This is a genomic window from Shewanella morhuae (genome assembly GCF_003028295.1).
In the GTDB taxonomy this organism is placed as follows: Bacteria; Pseudomonadota; Gammaproteobacteria; order Enterobacterales; family Shewanellaceae; genus Shewanella; species Shewanella morhuae.
This window is the reverse complement of sequence record NZ_PYSG01000002.1, coordinates 2186135-2210477: the sequence shown is the minus strand read 5'-3', so window position 1 is coordinate 2210477 and position 24343 is coordinate 2186135. Positions and strand designations below refer to the sequence as shown.

16 protein-coding genes are annotated in these 24343 nt (G+C 45.3%); 11 read left to right on the top strand and 5 right to left on the bottom strand.

Translation table 11 applies throughout. The features are described 5' to 3' along the window. The first annotated feature begins 86 nt into the window (after positions 1 to 86). Positions 87 to 1664, top strand: a complete 1578-nt coding sequence (guaA, locus tag C9I43_RS10125; RefSeq protein ID WP_107883377.1) for a glutamine-hydrolyzing GMP synthase — start codon at positions 87 to 89, stop codon at positions 1662 to 1664. Positions 1665 to 2060: 396 nt separating this feature from the next. Here the strand turns inward: guaA and C9I43_RS10115 are convergent, their stop codons facing one another. Next, the gene (locus C9I43_RS10115; protein WP_107883375.1) at positions 2061 to 2855 is read right to left on the bottom strand and encodes an AraC family transcriptional regulator; all 795 of its coding nucleotides are present in this window, start codon (positions 2853 to 2855) and stop codon (positions 2061 to 2063) included. A 92-nt stretch (positions 2856 to 2947) separates the two neighbouring features. Between C9I43_RS10115 and C9I43_RS10110 the strand changes: the two genes are divergently transcribed. Then, positions 2948 to 4138, top strand: coding sequence for an MFS transporter (locus tag C9I43_RS10110; protein ID WP_107883374.1), 1191 nt, complete (start codon positions 2948 to 2950; stop codon positions 4136 to 4138). A 136-nt stretch (positions 4139 to 4274) separates the two neighbouring features. Here the strand turns inward: C9I43_RS10110 and C9I43_RS10105 are convergent, their stop codons facing one another. After that, positions 4275 to 5159: a LysR family transcriptional regulator gene (locus tag C9I43_RS10105; protein WP_107883373.1), complete on the bottom strand. Its 885-nt coding sequence runs from the start codon at positions 5157 to 5159 to the stop codon at positions 4275 to 4277. Between the two features lie 134 nt (positions 5160 to 5293). Here C9I43_RS10105 and C9I43_RS10100 point away from each other — a divergent pair, with 134 nt between their 5' ends. From C9I43_RS10100 to tadA, 4 genes are all read left to right on the top strand, one after another. Then, the gene (locus C9I43_RS10100) at positions 5294 to 6682 is read left to right on the top strand and encodes an amidohydrolase family protein (RefSeq protein ID WP_107883372.1); all 1389 of its coding nucleotides are present in this window, start codon (positions 5294 to 5296) and stop codon (positions 6680 to 6682) included. Positions 6683 to 6704: 22 nt separating this feature from the next. Beyond that, positions 6705 to 7181, top strand: a complete 477-nt coding sequence (locus C9I43_RS10095; protein WP_107883371.1) for a DMT family transporter — start codon at positions 6705 to 6707, stop codon at positions 7179 to 7181. A gap of 139 nt (positions 7182 to 7320) precedes the next feature. Next, complete coding sequence (locus C9I43_RS19220) at positions 7321 to 7551, top strand: SMP-30/gluconolactonase/LRE family protein (protein WP_107883370.1); 231 nt, start codon at positions 7321 to 7323, stop codon at positions 7549 to 7551. A gap of 377 nt (positions 7552 to 7928) precedes the next feature. After that, positions 7929 to 8456 (top strand): tRNA adenosine(34) deaminase TadA, encoded by a 528-nt coding sequence (tadA, locus tag C9I43_RS10085; protein WP_107883369.1) that lies wholly within the window; start codon positions 7929 to 7931, stop codon positions 8454 to 8456. Between the two features lie 331 nt (positions 8457 to 8787). Here the strand turns inward: tadA and mltF are convergent, their stop codons facing one another. Next, positions 8788 to 10215 carry a membrane-bound lytic murein transglycosylase MltF gene (mltF, locus tag C9I43_RS10080; protein ID WP_076496613.1) on the bottom strand — a complete coding sequence of 476 codons (1428 nt, stop codon included), beginning with the start codon at positions 10213 to 10215 and terminating at the stop codon, positions 8788 to 8790. Between the two features lie 280 nt (positions 10216 to 10495). Here mltF and purL point away from each other — a divergent pair, with 280 nt between their 5' ends. From purL to cydX, 5 genes are all read left to right on the top strand, one after another. Beyond that, on the top strand, positions 10496 to 14377 hold the full coding sequence (gene purL / locus C9I43_RS10075) for a phosphoribosylformylglycinamidine synthase (RefSeq protein ID WP_107883368.1): 3882 nt from the start codon (positions 10496 to 10498) through the stop codon (positions 14375 to 14377). A gap of 829 nt (positions 14378 to 15206) precedes the next feature. Next, on the top strand, positions 15207 to 15359 hold the full coding sequence (locus tag C9I43_RS18895) for a hypothetical protein (protein ID WP_181317872.1): 153 nt from the start codon (positions 15207 to 15209) through the stop codon (positions 15357 to 15359). 284 nt (positions 15360 to 15643) lie between these two features. Beyond that, complete coding sequence (locus C9I43_RS10070) at positions 15644 to 17206, top strand: cytochrome ubiquinol oxidase subunit I (RefSeq protein ID WP_107883367.1); 1563 nt, start codon at positions 15644 to 15646, stop codon at positions 17204 to 17206. Positions 17207 to 17229: 23 nt separating this feature from the next. Next, entirely contained in the window at positions 17230 to 18369 is a 1140-nt protein-coding gene (gene cydB / locus C9I43_RS10065; protein WP_076496616.1) for a cytochrome d ubiquinol oxidase subunit II, read from the top strand. Positions 18370 to 18395: 26 nt separating this feature from the next. Continuing rightward, positions 18396 to 18512, top strand: a complete 117-nt coding sequence (cydX, locus tag C9I43_RS10060; protein WP_076496617.1) for a cytochrome bd-I oxidase subunit CydX — start codon at positions 18396 to 18398, stop codon at positions 18510 to 18512. A gap of 480 nt (positions 18513 to 18992) precedes the next feature. Here cydX and C9I43_RS10050 read toward each other — a convergent pair whose 3' ends face one another. Both C9I43_RS10050 and C9I43_RS10045 read right to left on the bottom strand, forming a co-directional pair. Continuing rightward, positions 18993 to 20996 carry a methyl-accepting chemotaxis protein gene (locus C9I43_RS10050; RefSeq protein WP_107883365.1) on the bottom strand — a complete coding sequence of 668 codons (2004 nt, stop codon included), beginning with the start codon at positions 20994 to 20996 and terminating at the stop codon, positions 18993 to 18995. Between the two features lie 284 nt (positions 20997 to 21280). Then, positions 21281 to 24343 (bottom strand): efflux RND transporter permease subunit, encoded by a 3063-nt coding sequence (locus C9I43_RS10045; protein WP_107883364.1) that lies wholly within the window; start codon positions 24341 to 24343, stop codon positions 21281 to 21283.

The following is a 24343-nucleotide window of genomic DNA, read 5'->3' as shown; positions in this document are numbered from 1 at the left end:
CTCTTTAATACTTATGATCCAATACTCAAGGTTGGCCATGGCCGCGTTGAGCAATGTTAAAACAATAGATGAGATAAAGGTTCCCCATGAGCGATATTCATGAGCACAAGATACTGATCCTCGATTTTGGATCTCAGTACACTCAATTGATTGCCCGTCGTATCCGTGAAATCGGTGTGTACTGTGAATTATGGGCGTGGGATGTAACAGAAGCCCAAATCCGCGAGTTTGCCCCGAACGGTATTATTCTTGCTGGCGGCCCTGAAAGTGTGACGGCTGAAAACTCGCCACGTGCACCTGAATACGTATTTACTGCTGGCGTGCCTGTGCTTGGCATTTGCTACGGCATGCAAACCATGTCTGAGCAGCTGGGCGGTAAAGTCATTCAAGGTGTGGGTGAGGGCGAGTTTGGCTACGCACAAATAGAAATGCTGACAGATTCTTTGTTATTTAAAGGCATTGAAGATGCAGTCAGCGGCGAAGGCAAGCCACTACTAGATGTATGGATGAGCCACGGTGACAAAGTCTCGGTGATTCCTCAAGGATTTGTTGCGGTTGCTAAAACTGACACTTGCCCGTTTGCAGCGATGGCCAATGAAGAAAAGCGTTTCTATGGCGTACAATTCCACCCAGAAGTGACTCACACTCGCCAAGGGCAGCGCATGTTATCGCACTTTGCCTTAGACATTTGTGGCTGCGCGGCAAATTGGAAACCTTCATCAATTATCGAAGATGCGATTGAGCGCTTGAAAAAGCAAATTGGTGATGATGAAGTGATCCTCGGTTTATCAGGCGGTGTTGATTCATCGGTGGTGGCTATGCTGCTGCACCGTGCAATCGGTAAAAATCTGACCTGCGTATTTGTGGATAACGGTCTACTGCGTTTGAACGAAGCTGAGCAAGTGATGGACATGTTTGGCGATCATTTTGGCCTGAATATTATTCATGTTGCTGCAGAAAACCGCTTCCTTGACGCGCTGAAAGGCGAGGCCGATCCAGAAGCTAAGCGTAAGATCATCGGTCGTGTATTTGTAGAGATTTTTGATGAAGAATCAAAAAAATGCGCCAATGCAAAATGGTTAGCACAAGGCACGATTTATCCTGATGTGATTGAATCTGCTGGCAGCGCCACAGGCAAAGCCCATGTGATTAAATCTCACCATAACGTGGGTGGTCTGCCTGCTGATATGGCTTTAGGTTTAGTTGAGCCACTGCGCGAACTGTTTAAAGATGAAGTGCGCAAAATTGGTCTTGAGTTAGGCCTACCTTACAATATGCTTTATCGCCATCCGTTCCCTGGGCCAGGTCTTGGTGTGCGCGTATTAGGTGAAGTGAAGAAAGAATATTGTGACTTGCTGCGCCGCGCCGATGCTATCTTTATCGAAGAACTGCATAAAGCCGACTTATACAACAAAGTCAGCCAAGCCTTTACGGTGTTTTTACCTGTACGCTCAGTTGGCGTAATGGGTGATGGCCGTAAATATGATTGGGTTGTATCACTGCGCGCCGTGGAAACAATCGATTTTATGACCGCCCATTGGGCGCATCTACCGTATGATTTCTTAGGCCGCGTATCAAACCGCATCATCAATGAAGTCGATGGCATTTCCCGTGTGGTTTACGATATCTCTGGCAAACCACCAGCGACTATTGAATGGGAATAGGCTAAGTTATAAATAGCTATCCTAGTCGTTATAAAATAAAAAAATACCAGTCAGTAATACTGACTGGTATTTTTTACTTTTACTTTTCATTATGATGCTTGCCTACTATTTTTCATCGTTGCTGTATAGCAACGGTCCAGTTATAGAGTGTTGGTCTCTGTAGTGGAACACTAAATGTTTCAGGCTCAAAGAATGCTTCTTTGGAACATTAGTGGCTGTATCGGCGATTCTTCTTATTTCGAAACGCTTTAGTATTCCAGTTTCCTTCCCTGATGCTAGATAATTGTTGCAAATTAAGGGTGTTGAGAGGCCCTCTTTAAATTTGGTAAATATCAATGACTCCGATCCCATTGATTCTATAAAGCATAACAACGTCTAACACGCCTCCTTCAAGCTTTATCGCAGCGATGAAAAATATTGGGTAGGCGATTTACCCAATGCTTTTTTGAACATAGTGATAAAAGCATTAACTGAATCATAGCCTAGGTTACCAGCGACACTTTGCACCGATTTCCCCTCTGCCAATTGGCTCAGTGCGATCATCAGATGCAGCTGCTGTCGCCAGCGTCCGAAGCTCAATCCGGTGCTGTTTTCTACAAGTCTGGCTAGCGAACGTTCACTGGTTGCAAGTCTAGCTGCCCACTTGCGCAAAGTAGTACGATCGCTCGGGTCTGCAAAAAGTGCATCAGCAATTTGTCTAATTTTGGGGTGGTCTGATATTGGTAAATGCAGCTCTTTGAGCGGCGCATCAGACAGCTGTTCGAGAAGCACGGCAACAAGACGTGCTGTTTTACCCTGCGAAGGGTAAGAGGGATCCTGTTCGGCAAGATGTAGAATCAACTCTCGGACGAGAGGTGTTATGGCAACCGTGCAGCATGCATCGGGCATTACTGCCGCGCTAGGCTCAACAAACAAAAAGCAGGTACTAGCATTTTGGGTAATTCGGCAGCTGTGAGGGGTACCGCTTGGGATCCAGACCGCATGCTGAGGAGGAACGAGCCACAGTGCATCTTGTACTTCACAGCTCACCGCACCATTCAAAGACAAGATCAACTGACCTTTGCGGTGGTCATGCGGCCTAATACCTGAATGGTTCAGTTCAGGCTCAATCTGCAGTGCAATGGCTGCCTGCAAAAACTCATCGGAATCAAAATCTTCCGGTGAGGAAATCATTTTTTTAAAATCTGGCATAATTTAGGTATCGTCTGTCATATTGCCTATATTATACGTACTGCCGATACTTTATAGTTCTTTTTTTTCTAAAGTAAAGAAGGTTAGAGAACATGTTGGACACTAAAAACAAGTGGAATACCATTGCACTTGTGGCGGGAATTCTTTTTATTGCGGTTAACCTGCGGGTTCCTTTTACCAGTATAGCGCCCGTGCTGCCGCTTATTCAAAGTGATTTCGGCTTAAGCTCCTCAGCCGTAGGTCTGCTTACTTCATTGCCATTGCTGGCATTTGCCGCATTCTCGCCACTGAGCGCACCTGTTGCACGGAAGTTCGGGCTTGAGCGCACCCTTTTTGGCGCACTATTAATCATTTCGCTGGGTATTTTGCTGCGTACTACAGGAAGCGTATGGTCGTTGTATCTCGGTACAATACTAATAGGTACAGGGATCGCCTTGGGTAACGTACTGCTGCCTGGTCTAGTTAAGCGTGACCTTTCAGCAAATGTTGCGTCCATGACGGGGGCTTATTCCATTACAATGGGGGCGGCGGGTGCGATAGGGTCTGCTATCATGATCCCCATAACGCAGGTTTGGGGCTGGAATATTGCGCTTGTTTTATTAATCACAGCCCCGCTGCTTGCTCTTATTGTGTGGTTGCCGCAGCTTAAAAAGCATGAACCAGTAAGCCTGTCTAATCCGAAAAAATCAGCGACTGTAGCGGTCTGGAAATCGCCTCTAGCATGGCAAGTCACACTGTTTATGGGTTTCAATGCAATGCCTTTTTATGTCGCCGTAGGCTGGTTGCCGACAATTTTGATCGATCAAGGTATATCCGCCTCTGAAGCAGGGACCGTGCATGGGACACTGCAACTGGCTACGGCCATTCCGGGATTAATACTAGCCGCCACGCTGCGCCGCCTGAAAGATCAAAAACTGGCGGCCGTAACAACCAGTCTGTTGGTTGCCTTATCGCTTATCGGGCTTATTTATGCGCCTGAGTTTGCCATCTTGTGGGCTGCGCTTCTGGGCTTTGGTTCTGGTGCCAGCATGATGCTAGGCTTGACTTTCGTAGTGCTGCGTACAAAAAATGCTGGCGACGCGGCCGCTCTGTCAGGAATGGCCCAGTGTGTAGGGTATCTAATGGCAGCAGCAGGTCCCTTATTCCTAGGTCAACTGCACGACTGGTCAGGAGGCTGGACGGTGTCGCTATTAATTACGGCAGTTATCTCCATTGCTGGCGCATTCACTGGCATGATGGCTGGTCGAAACGTCCACCTTGAACCTGCTCCATCGATGAGTTAAACCAATATTTATGAGATACGTGATAGAACCCTTTCCCTGCATTAGCAAAATTACGGTTGTATAGGAAAATATGACCGTAATAGTAATCAAAAAAAGGGGTTTTAGTTATTGGCAATCAGATTGACGAATTGCTGCCTTAAATAAGTTCGGTTACCCAGTCGGAAAAGGCACGCATGGCTGGCGATAGAAAACGTTGATGCGGATAGAGTAAAGTAACAGGTACGGACGCGGGTTGCCATTCCGCCAATACTTCAATTAGCCGGCCTTCTGCCAGATGATCTGATACCACTTTCTCAGCAAGCTGCACCAATCCTAACCCTTCAAGACACATTTTTATGTAGAGTCCTGTCTCATTAGCGGCCATAGCGCCGCTGACCGAGATTGACATTTTTTCAGAGCCGCTAACAAAACTCATTTCATTCGCTCGCTTAGCATGTCCTGAAAAATAATGGACGGCTCGGTGGTCAGATAAATCTTCTGGCGTCTTCGGAATCCCGTTCTCTTTAAGATAAGCAGGAGAAGCACATGTCACCCAGCGAAATCGACCAAGCGGTCGGGCAATGAGCGCTGAGTCATTAAGCTCACCGGTTCGAATCACACAATCTACGCCTTCCTGAACGAGATCTACCTGCCGGTCGTTGACACCTATCATTAGATAGATATCCGGATATCGTCTGTAGAAATCTTGCAGATTTGGCATGATGACAAAATGTGCAATACCTCCAGGCATATCAACCCGTAAGCGCCCCTGTGGCCGTTTAACTGAATCGGTCAAGCTAGACTCTGTATGCTCTATTAATTTAAGTATTTCCTGACATTGCGCCAAATATTGTGCGCCCTCAGTCGTCAGGCTGACCCGTCGCGTTGTTCTGTTCAGCAAACGTACCTGCAAATATTTTTCAAGGTTTTTAATTGTGCTACTCACCGTTGAGGCTGGTAAGGACAACGTTTCCGCCGCGTGAATAAAACTCCCTGCTTCTGCTACACGGACAAAAATTTGCATTGCCTGAATACGATCCATATTGTTTCCATGATCCACAACAAAGCGCGCTATTGTTCGTGATTATTGAATAATGAAAACAGTTTAACTGTCTTTTTTGAAAGTGTCACTTTACGTATCTTTGCTTCACAAAATTTCAAAAAGGTGAATTAAAGATGACTAATTATACTCGAAATATAGTAAGAACCACTGAATCACTAGCTGCTCGGACGCTAATTAAAGGAGCTACTGTTCTAAGCATGGACGATGATATAGGCAATTTAGTCAGCGCTGATATCCTTATCGAAGGCAGCACCATCATAGCCATTGGTGAAAATCTTGAGGCCAGTGACGCCGTCATTATCGATGCGGCTGGCATGATTGCCATGCCGGGGATGGTGGATTCTCATCGTCACTCATGGGAAGGACAATTGCGCCGTATCAACCCTAATGCCACCTGTTTAGAAGACTATAGCAACGCCACACATTTCTCGTTCGCCAAATATTATCGTCCAGCTGATAATTATATCGGCAACTTGCTGACGGCTCTGGGCTGCATTGACGCGGGCATCACCACCGTTATTGATAATTCCCATAACAGCCGCACCGCGGAACATTCAGATGCCGCCGTTGAGGCCCTGTTTGATTCAGGTATTCGTGCCGTACATGCTTCCGGAGCACCGGTCGCCGGAGAGTGGGACAAAGCGCATTGGCCGGCTAATTGGCAGCGCCTGCAGGAAAAGTATTTTAAGAATAATCCTGACAGCCTTGTTTCTCTTGCGGTCATGGCTCAGTTAGAACCAGAGTTGTGGGCTGAAGCTCGCAGATTAGGGCTGCCCATTGTGACTGAGTTCTTTGGCTCTTTTATGGCATCTGAACTTGAGTCGCTGCATCAACGTGGTCTTCTTGGCCCAGATAATATTTTCAACCACTGCACGTCGTTGCCTGATGAAGGTTGGAAGATATTGAGTGAAGCAGGGGTTCGGGTGAACGTTTGTCCACGCTCTGATGCGCATTATGGCATTGAAGATGGTATGTATGCCATTGAGGCGGCGCAGCGTCATGGTATCGCTCCAGGACTTAGTGTTGATAATGAAACCTCTTACAGCACCGACATGTTTATGGAAATGCGCGTGGCCTTTTATCTGCAGCGAGTTATGGGCATGCATCAGCAACATACTTGTGGCTCTAAAAAGGCGCTAACAACACTTCCGGCCGCACAGCTTCTTAAATCGGCGACCGTCGATGGTGCTTACTGTGCAGGATTACAAGACAAAATTGGTAGTTTGACTCCGGGTAAACAGGCTGACCTGATTTTGATTAACGCCAATGACATCAACCTTTACCCATCTGGTAATGCTTTTGGCACGGTCGTGCATGCCACAGAGCGCAGCAACATCGATACCGTGATGATCGCCGGACGCATTGTTAAGCAGAACGGTCAGGTGCTGGGTGTAGACAGTGAACGTCTGCGCGCTGCCATCGATGAATCTCGTGCGCATCTGTTTGCTGCCTCTGGTTATCAGCCTGATATCTTTGCTGACGTTTTCCTGCCGCTAGAGTAAGCGAGCAAATAAAGGAATATGCATGAACATAATTTATTACTTGATTGCTTTTTTTGCTGGTTTGGGTATTACGTTGCAGACAACCCTGAACAGTCAGTTAGCAAAAGGGTTGGGTGGGGATTCAGTCACAGCCGCGCTGTTTTCCTTCTCGGCTGGAGCATTCAGCCTTGGGTTTTTCTCACTATTGCGAGGAGAGGGATTCTCCTCGCTTACCGCAATTCCTTCGCAGCCATTGTGGACTCTTGCGGGTGGCGTGATCGGCGCATGCGCATTATTTAGCTATGTCCTGCTCGCCCCCAAAATTGGTTTTTCAGCTCTGCTCGGATTGGCGATTGTCGGACAGTTGTTGTCATCACAGTTCATAGACCATTTTGGTTTGTTGGGCTCCATCCGCAGACCCATCTCGGCGCTGAAGCTAGGCGGTATGCTGGTCATGCTGATTGGGCTAGCCATTATGTTGTTTGGTGATAAGTTATCAACGCGTTTTGTGCACGGATAAAGGCAAGTTGCTTGCTAGGGACGAGCCCTCGCAAGCTTTGCCTAATCAGGTGTCAGCTCCGGAGAGTTAACATGTTTTCTATTTTTTGATGTTAGTAATGCGTTAAAAGTGTTCGCTCTGATGTGAACAAACACGCAGAGTGTTTTGGACAGACATTGAAGGTTGTGAGCTGCTCGCCTTGGTAGAAGAAAATGGCCTCGTCAAACTCTGGTCCTTGCCTGAGCGTCTTGGAACGTTTGCATTGACGGAAAACCTAGATGCTCTTTTGTTAGGGCTGACGTCACGTCTTGGCTTTTTTGATCTAAATACAAAACGTTCACGCCTGTTGTATCCTCAACAGCTATACCCAGCTACAAGTGGGAGATATTAGGTGGAGATAGCTACATCTGGTCCGCGTTTGCTTACTGCAGAAGAAAAATAAGAGCTTCGTCGTGATATGACAGAATCGTCAGCCTGGGCCAAAGCCGAACTAAAATGTCGAAGAGTAACAAAAATAAAAAATTCTACGCATGGTATAGATGATTGTATCGATAACGGCCACTTTTCTGACTAGCTGTTATGTAGGTGGGTTTTCTTCTTATTAATATTCGAGTGGGAATGAGTTCATCATTTTAATTAACGTGAAAGGCGCCAAGTGCGCCTTTTTTGTTGTTGATGGAGCAACCTGGGTTGAATGACTCTGTTATGAAATATGGTTAATTCACTGATATAATCCGCCTTATTTTTGGTGGTGAGATAGGGGCATGAGTGGATCAAATTGAGCTAGATGAGCCATCACAGCAAGACGAATATTGGATGCAAGTGGCAATGCAGATGGCCGAAAAAGCCGAGGCCGCAGGCGAAGTGCCCGTGGGCGCCGTATTGGTAAAGGACGGTCAGCAAATTGCCACTGGTTACAATTTATCGATTAGCCAACACGATCCTAGTGCCCATGCAGAAATTTTATGTTTGCGGGAAGCGGGGCGCTTAGTCGAAAACTATCGTTTGTTAGATGCAACTTTGTATATCACGCTTGAGCCTTGCGCTATGTGTGCTGGTGCTATGGTGCATAGTCGTATCGCAAGGGTGGTGTTTGGCGCGCGGGATGAAAAAACGGGTGCAGCAGGCTCTGTGATCAACTTACTGCAACACCCTGTATTTAATCACCAAGTTGAAGTCACTTCTGGAGTATTAGCCGAGGCTTGTAGCGCACAATTGAGTCGTTTTTTTAAACGTCGCAGGGATGAAAAAAAAGCCCTGAAACAGGCTAAAAAGGCGCAACAATCGATTGAGTGAACATTGATTTAAGCGGCAGAATTAATCTTGAGATTGGATAAAAGTGAAGAACAGTTTTTGACGATTTAGAATACGTCTATGACGTATTTTGAGTAAAGTGCGACGACGCGCAGCTGTGTTGCTGATGGCTTTTCTTTTCATATAGACCCCATTTATTGTTATTTTGCTGTCGGTTAACGCATTATCATCGCCGTTAAGCCACGACAGTAGCAGTTGCATTAGAATGCGGCAATAGCACGGGTTAGATAAGCTTAATTCAGCATGTATTTAGCCTACAGATGTGTTTTAGCCTGAGTCTCGGCTAAGCTTACGTCTTTAAAGGTGAGTGAGGTTATTTAGGCTGATCTGGGCTTAATGTTCCTGCTGGGAGTGTGGGTTGTTCTTCCTCTAAATCGCTACTATCGTCATCGGGATGGGGCTTGGATTGATTATCCATCCACACCAGCGTGTCATAATAGCGGCGAATACTATCGACATAATGTACCGCTTCACTGCCGCGAGCATAGCCATAGCGAGTTTTTTGATAGTATTTACGCTTTTGCAGTAGCGGTAACACCTTCTTTAAATCTCGCCATGCATTCGGGTTTAATTCCATTGATTCAGCGAGTTTACGCGCATCTTCAACGTGGGCATAACCTATATTGTATGACGCCAGTGCAAACCACATGCGCTGACTTTCAGGGATCGATTCTGGCAAACGGTTAATCATATCATTGAGATAAGCCGCGCCGCCGCGAATGCTTTCTTCCGCATCCAAACGATTAGTAATACCAATTTCTTTAGCCGTGGGTTGGGTCAGCATCATCATGCCACGTACCCCAGTTGCTGAACGAGCATTTGGGTTCCAGTGCGATTCTTGATAGCTTGTCGCCGCCAGTTTACGCCAATCTAAATTGCCAGCGTATTTTTCAAATAAGTGACGATAACGGGGTAATACGGTTTCGATGGCGCGGATAAATGCGCGAGTATCGACATAATCGAAACGTTTCACATGACCAAAGTATTTTTCATTTAAGTGGTCGAGTGTACCGGCGCGTTTTTCTTGATGCCAAAAGGCCAGCAATTGGCTCATAAGCTGGTCGCTATGATTGGGAGGTAATAACCAGACAACATCGAGCTTCTCTTCTAACACTGGGCCTGAACGTAAGTCGGGTAAATAACGGCGGTTGATTTGTACACTGCTTGAATCGGCGATGGTGTAGTCAATTTCCTTATTGGCGATCATTGCCAATAATTCTTCGCTGTCCTTGTCGGCAATTTGATCCCATACCAATGTTGGATAGTGTTTTTGCAACTGGGTTAAGGTTTCGACGAAGGCCGAATCGGCTATCACAGTAATCTTACCTTTTAAGTCACTGATATCTTTTGGGACAGGCATACCTTCACGATAAACTAAGACTTGATTAACACGGTATAGCGGTGGACCAAGGCGAAACTGCTCTCGTCTGGCGGGCGTTTCAGTCATGCCTGCGGCAATAATATCAATGTGATTTTTTTTAAGGGCTTCGTACAGTTCTGCATGATTAGTATAAGGCACCATTTTTAACGGCACGTTTAAGTATTCAGCAAACAGCACCGCCATATCGTAATCAAAACCGCTATCACCTTGGCCAGAGGTCATATAAATCTGTGGACCGTACAAGGTGCCCACTCTTAATTCTGTTAATTTTTTCGGCACAAATTCTGTTTCGTCCACGGTAGTAGGCTGACAGGCAGTCAGTAAAAAACCTAGGGAAAAAACTATCAAGAATCGAATCATCAAATGCGCTTATATTAAGTAAAATCAATGGTGTAAATAAAGAGTTAACAGTAGGGTATACGTGGTGAGCTGAGTAACAGTGGTGGGATTATATCCGTTTGTCGGGAATAACGTAAAAAAATCGTTCGTAGAGGTAAATGATGACTTAAAAATATGCCGCTTTTTATATTACAGGAAACACTGTTTTGCGTAATGACACAGGTGATTTGTGCTAGACATTTCCCTATAATAGCGCCAATTCTGACCCCTGCAATAATAAATAATAAGGTGAATAGACGTGATGGAAATCATCCGCGGAGCCCCTGCACTCTCGACGTTTAGAATGCAAAAGCTGATGGAGGCCTGCGAAAATGCGGCGCTTCCGGTACGCCAAATCTATGCTGAATATGTTCATTTAGCGGATTTGAGCGAGTTGCTCGACACTAACGAACGCCAGCAACTTGAAACAATTCTCACCTATGGACCCGCGATAGAAACTCATATCCCCCAAGGTTCACTTCTGTTTGTCACGCCTCGTCCCGGTACTATTTCTCCTTGGTCTTCAAAAGCCACTGACATTGCCCATAATTGTGGTCTTGGTAAAGTGAAGCGTTTGGAGCGAGGCGTTGCGTATTATGTTGAATCAGATGCACTGACTGCAATGCAGCAACATGCCTTAAATGCACTGCTGCATGACCGCATGGTTGACATCATTCTCGATGATTTTGCTAAAGCTGATGTGTTATTTAAACGCACCGAGCCAGCACCATTTAAGAGTGTAAATATTCTTGCCGAAGGCCGCCGTGCGTTAGAGGTAGCCAATACTGAACTGGGCCTCGCCTTAGCCGAAGATGAAATTGACTATTTAGTCGAAAACTTCGTCCGTTTAGGCCGTAATCCCCACGATATTGAATTGATGATGTTTGCTCAGGCGAACTCAGAGCATTGTCGTCACAAAATTTTTAACGCAGATTGGACGATTGATGGCGAAGTACAGCCAAAATCATTGTTCAAAATGATTAAGAACACCTTTGAAACCACGCCAGATCATGTGTTGTCGGCCTACAAAGATAACGCTGCTGTGATGGAAGGTTCAGTTGCGGGGCGTTTTTTCCCAGATCCTGATGGGGTGTACAACTACCACACTGAACCTATGCACATTTTGATGAAAGTGGAAACCCACAACCATCCAACTGCTATCAGCCCATATCCAGGCGCTGCAACGGGTTCAGGCGGCGAAATTCGTGATGAAGGCGCAACTGGCCGCGGCTCTAAACCTAAAGCGGGTTTAACCGGTTTTAGCGTATCAAATTTGAATATTCCCGGTTTTGAACAGCCGTGGGAAACCCATTACGGTAAACCCGATCGTATTGTGAGTGCGCTGGATATTATGACCGAAGGCCCATTGGGCGGCGCGGCATTTAACAACGAGTTTGGCCGTCCTGCGCTGGTGGGCTATTTCCGTACCTATGAGCAAGAAGTTAGTAGCCATAACGGTGTTGAAGTACGCGGTTACCACAAGCCCATTATGTTAGCCGGGGGTTTAGGTAATATTCGCGAAGAACATGTGCAAAAGGGTGAAATCACCGTTGGCGCTAAGCTGATTGTGCTCGGTGGCCCTGCGATGAACATTGGTCTGGGCGGCGGCGCGGCTTCATCTATGGCATCGGGTCAATCGAGCGAAAATCTTGATTTTGCTTCTGTACAACGTGAAAACCCAGAAATGGAGCGACGTTGTCAGGAAGTGATTGACCGTTGCTGGCAGCTTGGCGATAAAAATCCGATCCAATTTATCCACGATGTGGGTGCGGGCGGCTTATCAAATGCTTTCCCTGAGTTAGTCAATGACGCAGAGCGTGGTGGTCTGTTTAATCTGCGTAATGTGCCATCGGACGAACCGGGAATGAGCCCGCTAGAAATTTGGTGTAACGAGTCACAAGAGCGTTATGTGATGTCAGTTGCCCCTGAAAATCTCGCATTATTCACGGCAATCTGTGAGCGTGAACGTGCGCCATTTGCCGTAGTGGGTGAAGCGACAGCTGAAAAGCATTTAACGCTTAGCGACAGCCATTTTGACAATAACCCTATCGATTTACCGCTTGAAGTTTTATTAGGCAAAGCACCTAAGATGAGCCGTGATGTGGTATCAGCTAAAGCGGTATCTCCGGCGCTAAAGCAAGATAACATTGATGTAAAAGAAGCGGTTAAACGTGTATTAAGCCTACCTACCGTGGCGGATAAAAGCTTCCTTATCACCATTGGCGACCGCACAGTTACAGGTTTAGTTAACCGTGACCAAATGGTGGGGCCATGGCAAGTGCCAGTTGCCGATTGCGCGGTCACTGCGGCTAGTTTTGATACCTACACCGGTGAAGCTATGTCGCTGGGTGAACGTACACCTTTAGCGCTGCTTGATTTTGGCGCCTCTGCCCGTATGGCAGTTGCTGAGTCAATCATGAATATTGCTGGCGTTGATATTGGTTCGTTCAAACGGATTAAATTATCTGCTAACTGGATGTCTGCCGCAGGTCACCCAGGTGAAGATGCAGGTCTTTATGAAGCGGTTAAAGCCGTAGGTGAAGAATTGTGCCCAGAGCTGAGCCTGACCATTCCGGTCGGTAAAGACTCGATGTCGATGAAGACCGCATGGCAACAAGATGGCGCGGATAAAACTGTTACCTCGCCAATGTCCTTAGTCATCACCGCCTTTGGTGTGGTGCAAGATATTCGTAATACCGTGACACCAGAACTACGCACAGATAAAGGCGAGACGTCTTTATTGTTAGTGGATTTAGGCGCGGGTAAAAATCGTTTAGGTGGTTCTTGTTTAGCGCAGGTGTTTGGTGAGCTAGGTGATATCGCGCCAGATCTTGATGACGCTGCACTACTGCGCGGTTTCTTTGAAACCATGCAAAATTTAGTCGCTAAAAAGTCTGTTATCGCTTACCACGATCGCAGTGACGGCGGTTTATTTACCACGTTAGTAGAAATGGCCTTTGCAGGTAATACTGGTTTAGACATCGATATAGACGATTTGCATGGCACTGATTTAGAACGGCTCTTTAATGAAGAACTCGGCGCTGTGCTGCAAGTGAGCCGCGACAACGCCGCAAAAATTGCTGCTCAGTTTGCTATCGCTGGCGTACCTTGCCATGTGATCGGGACTTTAGCCGATGATCAACTCATCACTATTAACGATGGCGCGCGTGAAGTTTTCAGCGATACCCGTGTAGCGCTGCGTACTGTGTGGTCAGAAACTACTTATCGTATGCAAGCACTGCGTGATAACCCAGAGTGCGCGCTTGAAGAGTTTAAGCTCAAACAAGACGAAACCGATTTAGGCTTAACGGTTAATTTAAGTTTTGACCCAAGTGTTGATGTCGCTGCGCCTTATATCCTTAAAGGTATCGCCCCTAAGATGGCTATTTTACGTGAGCAGGGCGTTAACTCTCAGGTAGAAATGGCTGCCGCCTTTGATCGTGCCGGATTTGAAAGCCACGATGTGCACATGTCGGATATTTTATCGGGCCGTATCAGCTTAGATGAGTTCGAAGGCCTAGTGGCTTGCGGCGGTTTCTCCTACGGTGACGTATTAGGTGCGGGTGAAGGTTGGGCTAAGTCGATTTTGTTTAACGAGCGTGCCCGCGATGAGTTTTCACGTTTCTTTGAGCGTGATTCAAGTTTTGCCCTTGGCGTGTGTAACGGCTGCCAAATGCTGTCTAACCTGAAAGAAATTATCCCAGGAAGTGAGCATTGGCCACGTTTTGTGCGTAACCGCTCAGAGCGTTTCGAAGCGCGCTTCAGCTTAGTTGAGGTGCAACAGAGCCCGTCGTTATTCTTCCAAGGTATGGCAGGCTCACGTATGCCTATTGCCGTATCCCACGGTGAAGGTTTGGCTGAGTTTGCCAGTGCACAATCGCTGGCAAAGGCCGAAGCGTCAGGCACGATTGCACTGCGTTTTGTCAATGGTATGGGTGATATCGCGACTCAGTATCCACAAAACCCGAATGGCTCGCCAAACGGCTTAACGGGTATTTGTACAACAGATGGCCGCGTAACGCTGATGATGCCGCACCCAGAACGTGTGTTTAGAACTGTAGCTAACTCTTGGCATCCCGATGCTTGGGGTGAGGATAGCCCGTGGATGCGTATGTTCCGAAATGCACGAGTGACCCTAGGTTAAGTGATTAAAACACACTACTTTTACCTATGTTGAAGCGTAAAAACCGGTTTATGTCATCATAAAAAAAGGAGCGATAATTTCGCTCCTTTTTTCATATTTAAAATGCACTTTTACAAAACTCGATGTATTTCAGGCTATTAATTTTTATTGCAAATATTCTAATAGATCAAAGTGATAAAACGGTCGTTTCAACTATTAAGTACCCATTACTAAGTAGGTCGTAGCCAAGTTGATAAACGATAGCATGATTTACTTCTCTCTATTACTCAGGAAAACCATCTTGAGTGATAAGTAAAAAAAAGCCCCCATCTCAATGAGATGGGGGCTTTTTTATTAATAAAACGTCAAATTAATCCAATGAACTTTTCGAGTCATTCGGAGTGTTATTTCAGCTCGTTAGCGGTATAAAGTTCAACAAAAACACGCTTATAACTGTTAACCAGACGTTCAAATAATTTAGTCATATCAATATCTCCACACCAAAAGTTAATACCAATGTGCGCGAAGTAGGTTTGGGCTGGGCGACGACACCGTGTTACCCAATTGTCTCCTTAACACAGGCTATATATTAGACAAACCAAATGCGCTTATCAAACGAGAAAAAATACAATTAAGCATTAGATAAATTAATGAATGTTTTTTAGTTTTTATGGGTTTCAATTTGGTTAACGTGTTAAGTTGTTGTTATTTAGTGTTAATTTTATAAGTTGTTTATTTTGTTCTTTATTTGTTATTAGCCTGATTGTTGTAGTTTTTTTAATTTGTTTTTGTTTTGACCGTTAGCATGCCATTTTTGTGGCTAAGCTGTAAAAACATGGTTTTGTATAGAATGATGCGTGTTTGCTACTCCCATTGGTTGGTGTTGTCAATACCGCTGGGTGGGGAAGTGTGTGCCTTGCCGCAAAAACCATCTAAACCACTGAGTTTGATTGATTTGAATCAAACTCAGGCGTATAAAATACCGGTAGATGAGCGTAAATAAATATCTTAACTTGCTGATATTTATATTGATGACTCATTTGACCTATTAAGTAGTAAAGTATTGCTCCCAATGTTATGTAATAGTGTGACCCATGTCTCGATATGTTGTGAGGCTGAGGGCTTTTTACACCGTACAGCTTGGATGTAATGCGAAAGATTAAATTTAACGGTTTATACTGATGACAGATATAAGCACAAAATGAAACTCACTATCCTACCAAGGCACTTGTTGCGAATAATTGTGTATGTTCACAGCAATTGGACGCACCACGTAAGGAGTCACCGATGATTGTTGCAGAGGTTGTTGAGCTGTCACGGTTGCAGTTTGCGCTGACAGCCATGTATCACTTCCTATTTGTTCCCTTAACTTTGGGGCTAGCATTTTTGCTGGCTATCATGGAATCACTGTATGTGATGACCGATAAACAAATTTATAAAGATATGACGAAGTTCTGGGGTAAGTTATTTGGAATTAACTTTGCCTTAGGTGTGACGACGGGTTTGGCAATGGAGTTCCAATTCGGAACAAACTGGTCTTACTATTCGCACTATGTAGGCGATATTTTTGGCGCGCCATTAGCGATTGAAGGCCTGATGGCATTCTTCTTAGAATCGACCTTTGTGGGAATGTTCTTCTTTGGTTGGGATCGCTTCTCTAAACGCCAACATTTGATGGTGACTTGGTTAGTCGCTTTTGGTTCTAACATGTCGGCGCTGTGGATTTTAATCGCAAACGGTTGGATGCAAAACCCAGTCGGTTCTGTGTTTAACTACGAAACGATGCGTATGGAGATGGTCAGCTTCGCTGAGGTGGTATTTAACCCCGTCGCGCAGGTGAAATTTGTTCATACCGTAGCATCTGGTTATGTCGCTGGTGCCATGTTTGTATTGGCGATCAGTGCTTACTATATCCTCAAAAAACGTGATTTACCTTTTGCTCGTCGCTCATTTGCGATTGCGGCCAGTTTTGGTATGGCGTCGATTTTGTCGGTTATCGTATTAGGCGATGAGTCTGGTTATAAAGTGGGTGAAGCACAGCGTGTTAAATTAGCGGCGATTGAAGCTGAGTGGCACACTGAACCTGCTCCAGCGGCTTTCACTGCGGTTGGTTTTCCTAATCAGGAAACGATGCATACTGATTATGCAATTAAAATACCCTATGCAATGGGCATTATTGCTACTCGCTCACTTGATGAGGAAGTCACGGGTATTCACGATTTAATTGCTGAGCATGAAGTGCGTATTCGTAACGGTATGAAAGCGTATGCCATGTTAGTCAAATTGCGTGCGGGTGATGTCACTCCTGAACTGCGTGCCGCTTTTGACGCTGCAAAAGTGGATTTAGGCTACGGTTTTTTACTCAAACGCTATACCGATAATATTGTCGATGCGACCGAAGAACAAATTAAAGCCGCTGCTAAAGATTCAATTCCAAATGTAGCACCTATTTTCTGGAGCTTCCGTTTAATGGTGGCTGCAGGCTTTATTATGTTGTTTGTTTTTGCTGCTGCATTCTGGCAAAGCACTCGTCATCAAATTCAAGAAAAAAAATGGGTACTTAGAGCTGCGGTTTATAGTTTGCCATTGCCTTGGATTGGTATCGAGTGTGGTTGGTTTGTCGCTGAGTATGGTCGCCAACCTTGGACCATTTCAGAGATATTACCGACCTTTATGTCGGCCTCGAGCTTAACGACTAGCGACTTATGGTTCAGTATTTTATCTATCACCTTGTTTTACACTGTGCTGTTGGTGATTGAGGTATTCTTGATGCTTAAGTTTATCCGTATTGGTCCGAGTAGTTTAAAAACGGGTCGTTATCATTTCGAGACTAATGCTTCACAAAATTAGAAGCCTAAGCAGAGGATTTCATTATGTTTGATTATGAAACGTTGAGAGTTATCTGGTGGGCTCTGATCGGCGTACTGTTCATCGGATTTGCGTTAACGGACGGTTTTGATATGGGCGTGGGTGCGTTGCTGCCGATTATTGGTAAGGACGACACCGAACGCCGCATTATGATCAATACCATTGCTCCCCATTGGGATGGCAACCAAGTATGGTTAATCACAGCGGGCGGCGCGTTATTTGCCGCTTGGCCTATGGTGTATGCAGTGTCTTTCTCTGGCTTTTATATCGCCATGATGTTGGTACTGTTCGCGCTTTATATGCGTCCAGTTGGCTTTGATTACCGTTCAAAAATTGAAAATCCACAGTGGCGCAAGTCATGGGATTGGGCCTTGTTTATCGGTGGTTTTGTGCCTCCGCTGATCATCGGCGTCGCTTTTGGTAACTTGTTACAAGGCGTTCCGTTTGAATTTGACGAGTTCCTACGTGCTAAATACCACGGTGGTCTATTTGGTCTGTTGAATCCTTTTGGTTTACTCGCAGGTCTAGTGAGCGTAAGCATGTTTATGATGCAGGGCGCTTCTTGGCTACAAATGAAGACAGATAGTGAGCTGCGCGTTCGTGCTGCAAAAGCTACGCAATTTTTTGCGCTATTAGTAGCGGTGTTATTTGCAGCAGCAGGCGTGTGGCTAGCCAATGGGATTGATGGTTATGTAGTGACATCGACACTCGATCATTATGCGGTTTCTAACCCTGCATTAAAAACGGTTGCGATTGAAGCCGGTGCTTGGCTTACTAACTATGATAAATACCCCATTACTATGTTATTCCCAATCTTAGGTGTGGTATTACCGCTGTTAGTGATTATAGTGAGTCGCTTTAACCGTTCCGGTTTTGCTTTCCTATTTAGTTCACTTACTGTGGCTATGGTGATTTTGACTTGTGGTGCAGCAATGTTCCCATTCGTCATGCCATCGTCATTAGATCCGAATGTGAGTTTGACTATGTGGGATGCAACAGCCAGTGAAACAAGCTTAGGTGTGATGACGGTTGCCGCTGCGATTTTTGTACCCTTAGTATTAAGTTACACTGTGTGGACTTACTTCAAAATGTTTGGTCGTATTAGCCGTAAACATATTGAAGATAATAAAGTCTCACTCTACTGATACTGACAATTTAAGGAGCATATACTATGTGGTATTTCACGTGGCTATTAGGGGTTTTGTTAGCCTGTTCTTTCGGTATCATCAACGCTTTATGGCTTGAAAATACTGAGAATATGGACAGAGCGGCAGATGACGCTGACTAACGTCTAAACTCGAATTGAAAACCTCGCGCATGCGGGGTTTTTTATTGGGCTATTTTTAATAATTTGAGGTGTGTAAAGAAGGAACAGTCCAACATGCAAGGCGTGATGATGGTTCGTTAGCGTTGACTTTATATGAGTTATTCCACTCTCGCCTCTAATCTACCTTTATCTTAATTCTACCCAATCTTATTTTATACCAATCACATTAACTATCTAATCAGTTCAGAGCCTCACAGGGCGGCTGATTTAACTGTATGGCAACGCGCTTTATACAGCGTTTAAGGCTTTTGGCAGAGCACCACTATGTCTTCAATCCTTCGCCTTGTCTAAAGCGCGTTGAACTCCCGCTGAATGAACAGATAGTTAATGCAATTGTTGTTAAATATTGTTTTATATACTTATTTTTCATCAGTAGAACATTTAAAAATGCCGCCCATGTGGACGGCATTGATGCGTCATTAGTGCTCAGCAGAATTGTTTTTAGGCTTTAAACTGGCTTATTTGGTGCTTTAATGTGGCGGCTAAAGAGGACAGCTCATTGGCTGAGTGGACTGTTTGCGTGGCACGAAGCTCACCTTCACTCGCAAGCTCGCTGATTAGGTGCAGGTTATGGGTAATTTCTTGCGCCACACTGCTCTGTTGTTCTGTCGCCGAAGCAATATTACATGAGCTAATCGCCAGCTCGCCAATTCGCTGAGTGATTTCCTTAAGCTGTTCACCGGTTGCTTCACCTTGGGCGGCCGATGTTATGCCTAACTGACGGCTTTGACTCATTTGCTCCATCGTATTTTTGACTTGAGTTTGCAGCTTTCCAATCGTCTGGCCAATTTCTAAAATGGATGACTGTGTTCGATGGGCTAAAACTCGGACCTCATCGGCCACCACGGCAAAACCTCTACCTTGATCGCCCGCTCGCGCAGCCTCAATGGCTGCATTGAGTGCGAGTAAATTAGTCTGCTCGGCAATGCTATTAATCACTTCTGTGACTTTGCTAATCGCTTCACTTTCTTGGCTAACTTTTTCTACCGATAGATGACTACTATTGAGCTGCTGACTTAACTTGAGTAAATCTTGTACAACTTGAACTTGCTGTTTTTGACCTTCTTTAGCTGCAACATCTACCTGTTGGCTCTGGTCAGCACCGGCTTGAGCATGATTGGCAACATCACGGATTGACGTTGACATCTCTTCAATTGCGGTGGCAATTTGATCGGTTTGTAGCATCAAAGCTTGCGCTTCTTCACCATTTTGCTGCGCCACGTTTTGCGCTTGTATGGCTTGTTGCTCTAAGCTAGTGACCGAGGTTTGTAGTGCGATAATGAGTTGCCTGAGCTCTGCAGACATTGCTGATACACTGGTGGTAATTTTATCAACTTCGTTTTCGCTTTGTGGTTCAGATGCCGTTAATTGGTGACTAAAATCACCGTGGCCTAAGGTTTCCATATGATTTTGTAATACATGTAATGGCTTAAGCGTTCTGATTAGCACCATTGACAGTAATGCGGTGATTAATGCTATGCCAGTAATAGCTACAATCGCGTTAATTTTGAGTAAATGTATGCTTTCTTCACTGAGTTCACTGACTTTTACCTGGCCGATAAGCACCCAGTTCCAACCATTCACCGTTTGACTGTGGGCAAACATAGCTTCATCTTTGCTATTAGCATAACGCCAGTCGGTATTATCCTGTGTGGCTTGGCTTAGACTCAAGCCATCTAACATGGTATCTGTGACCATTTCGCCAGCTGCAAATTGAGGGTGCGCGACCAGTAAATTGTCGACTTTGTGCATTAATAGGAAATGGCCTGTTTCTTCTAAGACTAAATTATTCACGGCTTGTTGGAGTTGTTGTAATACGGCGCTTATTTCAAAACCAATGTACAAAATACCAATGACTTGTCCCTGAGTGTCTTTCACCGGACGATAAACAGTCATGTAATCTTTGCCAAACAGCTTGGCATAACCTTCATAGTCTTTGCCGCTGATCAGAGTTTGATAGCCAGGATGACTTTTGCCTAGATAGGTACCAAGTGCTCTATGGCCATCGGCTTTCTTGAGTGACGTTGCAATACGTATAAAATCGTCACCATCGCGCACAAATATAGTTGCGTTACCGCCTGTTAAGTTCGCAAAGCGGTCGACCTTACTTTTAGAGGTATTGATCTGTTCTTGTTCGTGTAATAGCGCAGGAGTGCTCACGCCAACAACGTTAATGGTCTTATCCGGTTTGCTAAATTGCCCTGGATACATTTCTTTAAAAACATCAGCATTGCGCCTAGCAAGTTGTAACAGACTGTCATATTGCAGTTCTAGCATGCTTGATAAGGCACTAATTTCAGCATTCATCGCACTAATGCCTTTATCTTCAAGTACATTTGATGCCGCTTTATAGGAAAGGGTACTGAGTATACTAAAAATAATAAGGGTAAGAAAAAAGGCGAGGGCCCCAATCTGTTTTGCAATAGGCCAATGTTTATAATTCATTATGTGTTCCTATAGGTAAAGGTGCCGCGAATGTACCTGAAAATTTAGCTAGAGGTCTTGATGTGAGTCTAAGATTTATTATTTGTTATCGATTATGGGTTAAGTTATGACCAAATAAATGTTTTATCTGGTTGTTGTGGTGTGTGATTGAATGATATTGGCTTAAAAGTGGCTACCAAGCCACTGTTTACCCTTTATATTAATACACCAGCACCTTGTTAAAGTGATGGTGTATTAAACGGCTTTTTGTTTTGCACTTTTAGTTTTTTACTTTAGCCGCGCCATTATTTAGCACTTAGCATTGTCAGGCTGCGCCGTTTCATCAACAGTAAGTACATAGTTGGTACCCATACAAGTGAGAGTAGCGTGGTGAGTAATGTTCCGCCTGCAATCGCAATAGCAAAGGGCGGCCAAAAGCCACCACCAGCGATAATGAGCGGGATAAAACCGCCAACGGTAGTAATGGTTGTCGAACTGATATGACGGCCACAACGACTGACTGTGGTAATGATGGTTTCTCTATCGCCAAGTCGAGCGCTCGGCGTACTTTCTAATTCGGCTAAGATCACAATAGCTGCGTTAATGGCTAATCCCATTAGCCCTAATAACCCTATGATTACCGGAAATCCAAAGGGATATCCACATACAAATACTGCGAGCAGCCCAAGCCCAGCCGATTGTATGGCGCTTAGAAGGATAATCGCAGTAAGCCTAAAGGAGTTAAAAGACAACACCACAGTGGCTAATAGTAGGGTTACTACTAACATGACATTTGATAATAAATTTCCTACAGCCTCGTTGCGCTTAGCGCTTTCGCCACCAATTTCAATTCGATAGCCAGATGGCAATTGTAATTGCGCCACTTTATCCTTAACCTCATTCAGCACTTGGGCGGGCAGCACACCACTGACGATATAGGCTTCAATGGTATTAACTCGTTGGCCATTACGCCTTGGGATTGCCCCGCGGCTCACACGTACATCACCGTGAGATAAAGCTGATAATGCGACCGCCTCACCCGAAGGCGTCATGAGTTGAATCTCTGCCAGACGGCTGGTTTCTTCGCGGCTGCTATCACCTAAACGAACCCGAATAGGCAAAGACTCGGTTTGTTCTAATACGCTGCCACCGATAACGCCAGTGGTCGACATTTGGATCTGTCTGGCAATATCCGTAAGGCTCAGGCCACTCATTAAGCTGGCATCTTCATTGACTTGTAACCACAACTTAGGCGCGCCGGCGCTGAGTGTTGCGCGGGTATGCAGTACGTCCGGTGTTTGGGCGAGAATATTTCTTACATCGTCGCCAAGCGACCGCAAAGTATCTAGATTTGGGCCAAAGATCATTAACTCCACCGGTGCATTGAAAGGTGGGCCTTGCTCTAGCTTGCGTACCAATACTTGTGCCTCGGGGAAAAGGCGATCAAATTGCTGCTGTAATTCAGGTATAAGCTGATTGGCGCGCTGAAAGTCAGTCACTTTAATCATGGCTTGGGCATAATTACTGGCGCCTTGTTGGCGCTGGGTTAAGTTGTAATAAAATGAAGGCGTATTATCGCCCACGACCCAATCGACCTGAGTAATGCCTTTAGTAGCATGCAGTTGTTTATCCATCAGTTGCACTTGGTGTTGGGTGTTTTCTAAACTTACATAGGGGGCAAGATAGATTTCAATCTGAAACATATCCCTATCAGATGGCGGGAAAAACTGCTCAGTCATCTTACCTGATGCGTAAAAACCTAAGGCGGGGATAATGCCAATAATAAGTGCACTAACAATAGGACGTTTGAGGGCTATTCGAATACTTGCTTGAAAATAATAGCTTAACAGTGGCAAGTTGATCCCACGTTGATACCAAGCATCATTTTGGCCCTCGTGGCTAAAGCGTCCCGCGAGCCCTGCAATTAAAGTGTGAGAAATTACGTAAGAGCCGAGCAGCGCAAACATTACTGATATGGCAATTCCACTGACAAATTCACCAGCCGCTCCAGGCATGAGCACTATGGGCGCAAAAGCAAGAATGGTGGTCAGTGTTGAGCCAGCCAGAGGAAGCCAAAGGTGGTGTAAGGTTTTGCTTACCGCAGCCAGGCGAGTCATGCCTTGCTGGCGTCTTTGTGCAATAGCATCGACAATCACAATGGCATTATCCACCATGATCCCAAGGGCGACAACAAGCCCCGTTACTGACATTTGATGTATCGGCAAACCAATATATTTCATACAAGCTAAGGTAAATAAAGCCGTAAGTGGCAGAGATATCGCCACGATAATGGCATTTCTTAGCCCGAGTGTGATTAACAGTACTAATAGAATAATCACAAACCCTTGCAGTAGATTGATAACTAATCCCCCGAGGCGTTCGCTGGTATAACTATTTTGTTCGAATAACCATTGGATACGAATATTGGCAGGCATGTCGCGATTAAGTTCATTAACCACTTGTTCTACCTGTGCTTGCCAAAGGTCAACACGATTACTATTAAGCATGTGCGCGGCAACAAATACGCCTTGTTCACCATCGACTAACGCTAAGCTGTCTGCAGGAGTTTTTGTCTGGCGGGTGACAGTGGCAATATCGCCGAGTCGAATAATCTGGCCTTGGGTGTCAATTTTTAGGGGGACTTGACGAATACGCGATTGCGAGTCGAGTTCACCTGATACTTCGACTAAGGCGCGAAAGTACTGGTTGTTAATTTCACCGGCGGCAATTTTACTGTCGGCGCCGCTGAGGATATGGGCGATAGTGGCAGGGGTGAGTTGTAATTGGCTCATCTTATTGCCGTCAAGCTGTACGAGCATTTCTTCGGTTGGCGCGCCGTAGAGTTTGACAAAATCAGTGCCCGATAACAGTCTAAGTCGACTCTGTAATTCTTTGGCGTAGCGGTTAAGTATGTCAACTCGAACTGGTGTATCGGTATTCCACACTAGGCTTAAAATGGCGGTGTAGGCATAGCCAATTTGATCATCTAAAGTCGGAGATTGTATATCCTCCGGTAGGCTCACTTTAGCATCTGCCAATAAATCACGTGCCCGAGACCACACGGGATCGGTTTCTTGGACTGTGTCTTTCAATTCTAATTGAATGACTGAAATCCCAGGCCGTGAAATTGATTGAATTAACTTAATTTCTTCAAGACGTCTGAGTTGATTTTCAAGCACTTCAGTCACCAAGGCTTCAACTCGCTCGGCAGAAGCGCCAGGATAAGGGGTGATCACTGAAGCAAAACGATTAGTGATATGTGGATCTTCGGTACGCGGTAGGCTGGATATGGCGCCAAAGCCAGCCACAATTAATAGCGCAATAATAAGGCTAACTAGACGGCCATTTTCAACAAAAGCTTTAATCAT